Here is a 5226-nt window from a genome sequence, read left to right on the forward strand (position 1 = left end):
ACCACGGCCACACCGGGCCAACGGTCATGAATGACCGGGTTGGGTGGGGGAAAGTTCCGCAATTCCCGCAGGAACAGATACAGCGAGATGACAGGGATCAGCGGCCCGTGGCTATATTCCGGCGTGCTCCAGGCAGCCCCCAGCGACACGATCCCGATCCAGAAGATGGGCAGGGACCCAAGCAGCAAAAGCGCAAACCAGAACAGCCCGGTTGCATTGATTTCCGGCAGAACCCTTCGGGCGGCGTCAAGCGTTTTGCCGGGGCTGTCATTCGAATCGAGATGATGCATCACAATCCATCATGCACAATAAAATCCGATCCTGAATTATGCCGCGCCCGGGTCGCGGTGATTTGATCGAAAATAAAAACAATTATCGCCAATTGGCCATATTTGTTGCCATTCAGGAATCGGCTCGGCGAGGGGTCAGGGTTTGAGTGTGAACCGCCGTCCAAGCGTCACAAACACCGAGCTTGATGTAGCCGTAAAGCCGTTCTGTTCATCCATTTCATATTGATAGCCTAGGTTCACGGCCCAGTCCCGCGTAATGGCGCGGGAATATGAGGCGTTGAACGTGCCGCGCTGACGCGGGTTGGACGCGCCGGTCCCTTCGTCTTCCTGATCGATGTAATCGAGGCTGAAAGACAGCGCCGAGACCGGATTGATGAAATAGTCATAGGTCAGGAAGGCCAGTGTCTGGCGGGTTTCCAGACTTTGTGTGCTGGTGCCGACCCGACGTTGAATCGTGGCTCCGATCCGGGAACTGGGCAGTTGGTAGCTATAATCCAGCTGACCGATCGGAGTGGTTTCGCCAAACGGGCCATCTGACAGGCCGAGATTGAAGCTCAGCGAACTGTTTTGCCGTTGATAGCTTCGGCCGAATGTGGCGTTGGTCCGCGCTCCGTTCACTCCAAAGGTCTGGTCCAGCAAGATATCCGCGGTCCCGTCCGGCAGCGTTTTGCTCCAGCCAAAGCGCCACACAAAATCTTCGGTCACAGTATTTGTGTTGGTTGTACGGAATGTCTCGTCGACCTGGCTATAGCCGATATTTGCGGTGACGGTTGTGACTGCAGAAATGTCATAGATCGCCCCGACCGAGACGACGGTGGTCTGCCGGTCGGTCCGCACATTGTCTTCAGCCTTAAAGTCACTGTAGCTGAGGTCCAGCGTTCCCTGCAGAACCGGTGAGAACCGGAAGAACGTGGTCGCGGCATAGTCGTCAAAGCTGTTGTCGAACAGGTTGGGGTCGATTGTGTTCTGATAGGTGCGCTCGCGGTAGCTATAGTTGAACTGAAAACCCACGGGATCGTTCAGGCCAACCTGCCAATCCAGATCGGCGCGGGTGTTGACCCGGTCGCCGATGGTGCCGATGACATCCGAGGCGTCGATGATCCCGTCCAGATTGGTATCCGTCAGCGCCCGGTTGAAGGCCAGATCCTGTTCGCGATACTCCAGACCAAGCCCCAGCTGGCTGTTGGCACGCGTGCGTTGATAATCCAGCTTCGCGAACGGGTCGGCAAACGAGGAATCGGTTCCGATTATTGGCTCATTGGCGATCCGGTAAAGCCCCGACAGATCAAAGATCAGTGTTGAATCCGGCGTTTGGTTCACAACCCCCAGGGCCAGGGTGTTTTCCCACCATGTGGTGGATCCAAGCGAAGGGTCGGTCAGTCTGAGATTGTCGTCATGCCTAAGGGAAGACAGGTAATCCAGGGTGATGCTCAGACCCGATCCGGTTCCGGTCGGCTGTCCGACCGTGGGTCGGCCAACCCGCCGGGCAGGGTTCTGCAGGGCCCGCTGGGTGATCAGCTGCTGGCTGGGCGTTTGTTGTACAACAGTTGAGGGCGTCGTCGTTTGCTGCAGGGTTGTTTGCTGCGTGGACGTTTGTGTTTGTTGTGCGGATGTCTGCTGTGCAACAGCAGGCGCGAGCGAAAGGATCACCCCTGCACTGCTCCCAATTGCAAGGAACAGTTTATTCCCGATTTTCCCCACCTGTATCAGCCCCTATTCGAATAGGCGGCGCGACGGCACAACAACAACGTCTCCGGCTTTGAGTACGGTATTGCCTTTGATCCCGCTGCCCGAGCCATTGTAGTTGTAGGTATACTTGTTCATCACGCCTGTTTTACGATCAGCTCTGCGCAATTCGATGCGCTTGGGAGCCGCGAAGTTGGTCAGGCCTCCGACCTGAGCCAGAACCTGAAGAATGGTTGTGCCTTCGGTCGCAAGGTGCTTACCGGGCACGTTGACCTCACCCATGACAAAAACCTCAATGGTCGGTCCGGTTGCTGCCGCTGCACCCGGAAGCGGGGGCGGGGCCAGCGCCGCGATCGAGACGAAGACGGTCGGGGGCGAGTTGAAATTTGAAGCCAATGCCGAGGAGAGAGACGCGCTGAGGCCGTTGGTTGACTGACCCGCGGCACGAAGCGTCCCGGCCAACGGGAAATTGACAGAACCATCGGGAAGGACCAGCACGGTCCGGTTGAGGGTGGGGTCTTCCAGAACTTCCACCTGAAGGGCGTCACCCGGCTGGATTTGATAGGCCTGTGCCCAGGCACCAACGGCCATACCCATGGTAATGACGAGAGCGATCAATGATCCGATGACTGTACGCATATTCAAATCTCTCACTTTTTCTTGTTTATGCCGCCATGACTTGTGCAAAACAATCCGCGGCGTTTCGGATAAGGGCGATATGCGGCAGAAATGCAGCGTATTTTGCCACTATTGCCCGGCAGCGTTCGCTGTGCTGAGCCGTTGAACTTCCGCCTCCAACTCAGCTGATATATTTACAGGGCCCCCCGCGGCCTGGGCGCGCTTGTAGACCCGCAGCGCATCTTCCGGCCGGTCGACCGCGGCGTAAGCATTGCCCAGGTGATACAGAACCAGCGGGTGCTCCGACAGCACACGTGCCGAAGCTTCAAGATATGTGACCGCTTCTTCGTAATTGCCCAGCCGGTACGCGATCCAGCCATAGGTGTCTTGGAACGCGGGATCACGCGTGCCGCGCAGGCGCCTGGCCAGATGCTGCGCCCTTTGCAGGCTCTCATCGTCGCTGCGGTGGGTGCTGAGAAGGCTGGCCAGATTGTTCGCGACAACAATGGATCGGTTGCTGAGCGGGTAAAGCTGTTCATACACGGCAATGGCCTGATCCAGATCTCCGGCCAGTTCATATTCGGTCGCCAGCAGCATCAGCAGATCGGGGTTTTCCGGCTGGGCAGCCAGCGCTTCGCGCAAAATGGCCTGTGCTTGGGTGGGATCGTTGCGGCTTGAGTGCAGTTCAAACAGGGCAAACCAGGCGCGGGTGGCATCCGGGCGGGTCTCGAGGATTTCACGATACAGGCGCTCGGCCTCGTCCAACTGTCCTTCGCTGGTCAGGATGCTGGCCTTCATGAAGAGCAGGATCAGCGAGTCGGGATCTTCGCTCAGCAGCCCTTCAAGATGGTTGGTGGCACCGGTCATGTCGCCCTGGGCCAACATCAGACGGATCAGAGCAACCTCGGCAGGCAGGCCGAAATCGGGGTCCCGGGTCAGTTCGTTCAGGAAAGCTTCCAACTCGTCTGTGCGCTTTTGGCCCGCAAGCATATGCGCCCTAAGCTCTTTTGATTGCCGCAGAACCTGAGGATCGTCCATATCCCGCAATGTGCGCAGGACGATATCGAGCCGGTCCCAATCCTGTTGGCTCAGATAGACCTCGCCCAATGCAATCAGCAGATCCGCATTATCCGGAGCCTTTCGCAAGGCATCGACCAGAATGCCTTCTGCGATTTTCGGGTCATCGCCAGCCAGCAGATACCTGGCATAGTTCAGGGATTCAGCGGGGGCGCTCTGGGAAAGCTCTGTGGCCAGCGCCAGCATTTCACCGGTCAGTTCGCGGTCACCATTGCGTTCATGTGCCTTGGCCATCAGCGTTGCAAGATGCGGATCCCGCGGGGCTTCGCCAAGTGCTTCGCGCAGAAGAAGGATGGCATCGCCGGTATTGTCGTCCTCGATCAGCCATGCGGCTTTCAGTTTGGCGGCCTCGACCTCGGTGGGGTCTTCGGCCAGCACTTTCTCGACCACGGCCCGCCCGGCTTCATCCTGCCCGGATACAAACAGCATCCGCGCATATTCCACCTCGCTCTGCCGGGTTTGGGTGGTCCGCTCGGCATTCTCAAGCAGGGCCTGCATATCCGTCAGGGCCCCTTCGACGTTGCCCGAACGAAACTTCAGTGCCGCCCGCATGGTCTGGAACTGAAAAGCGTGCACATCACCGGCCGCGATGATCGTATCCAGCTCGGAAATGGCCGCATCCGGCCCCCGGTGATCGTTCAGAAAGGCAATGAGTCGCTGAACAGAAAGCGTTGTTTCGGCCGTTGGGTCAGCCCGCGCCCGCAAGATATCCTCGGCGGCATCCAGATTGCCATTGTCGATGTGATGTTCGACCAGCAACTGTTCTACGCTGGTGTCGCCGGGAAAGACCTGCATCATATGCGTGAGTTGTTTTTCGATCTCTTCTGGGGCGGACAATTCCTGCAGCGCCCGCAGCCGGATGGCGTAAAGGCTGCCGTTCTTAGGCGCAAATGTCAGCGCGATGTCGGTTTCGTCCACAACTCCCTGCCAGTCCTCGCTCCGGACCAGATGGTCGATGACCGTCTGTCGCGCGGTGATCAGGTCGGGATTGGTATTCAGCATTTCGCGGGCTGTATGGACGGTAAATTCCGCTTCGGCCTCATTGCCGGTCGTGACCGCCTGGGTATAGGCCAGTGTATTGTTGAGGGATTGGATCACGATATCATCGGGGGCCAACGCCAGCGCGGCTCCGGCATGGCGTTCCAGCTCTTCCCAGTTGCCCAGATCCAGAGCCATTTCAGCCAGCGCCTGATGCCCTTCGAGATTGTCCGGATATTGTTCGACCAGCAAAAGATACTGACCATAGGCGATCTGAGCATTGCCGCGTTCACGCTCCAGGCGGGCAAAGGTCAGGCGGGCGTCTTTGTGCTGGCCGTTCAGCTTGAAGACATTCTTGAATTCAACCAGCGCTCGTTCGATGTCCCCGTTTTCCAGATGAGTCAGCCCGGCCTGGTAATGCGCTTCCGCGCGTTCCTCGGCGGTGTCACAGGCGCTCAGAAGCAGAGTGGCGGAGAGCAGGAGGACCGCCAGCGTTTTGCCAAAAGGGGTGTTGGTCGATGTCATTGTTGTGTCTCCCGCACAGCCTGAAGTGGGCCAGACAGCGCCTGCCCGGGTC

At 58.2% G+C, this 5226-nt stretch carries 3 protein-coding genes and 1 pseudogene; all 4 read right to left on the minus strand.

The window, feature by feature from the left end:
- A pseudogene (locus tag AC2FNU_RS23895) lies at window positions 1-290 on the minus strand (hypothetical protein); the annotation flags it as partial.
- Between the two features lie 135 nt (window positions 291-425).
- The gene (locus AC2FNU_RS23900) at window positions 426-1940 is read right to left on the minus strand and encodes a TonB-dependent receptor (RefSeq protein WP_496793731.1); all 1515 of its coding nucleotides are present in this window, start codon (window positions 1938-1940) and stop codon (window positions 426-428) included.
- Between the two features lie 63 nt (window positions 1941-2003).
- Complete coding sequence (locus AC2FNU_RS23905; protein ID WP_171189090.1) at window positions 2004-2615, minus strand: polysaccharide biosynthesis/export family protein; 612 nt, start codon at window positions 2613-2615, stop codon at window positions 2004-2006.
- Window positions 2616-2723: 108 nt separating this feature from the next.
- The gene (locus tag AC2FNU_RS23910) at window positions 2724-5174 is read right to left on the minus strand and encodes a tetratricopeptide repeat protein (protein WP_496793737.1); all 2451 of its coding nucleotides are present in this window, start codon (window positions 5172-5174) and stop codon (window positions 2724-2726) included.
- Between the last annotated feature and the right edge of the window lie 52 nt (window positions 5175-5226).

It is taken from the genome of Ruegeria sp. BHSB064 (genome assembly GCF_059613205.1).

Excerpts from the sequence above, each read along its gene's own strand:
- AC2FNU_RS23905 (WP_171189090.1), bottom strand. The coding sequence starts at position 2,615 with ATGCGTACAGTCATCGGATCATTGATCGCTCTCGTCATTACCATGGGT.
- AC2FNU_RS23910 (WP_496793737.1), bottom strand. The coding sequence starts at position 5,174 with ATGACATCGACCAACACCCCTTTTGGCAAAACGCTGGCGGTCCTCCTG.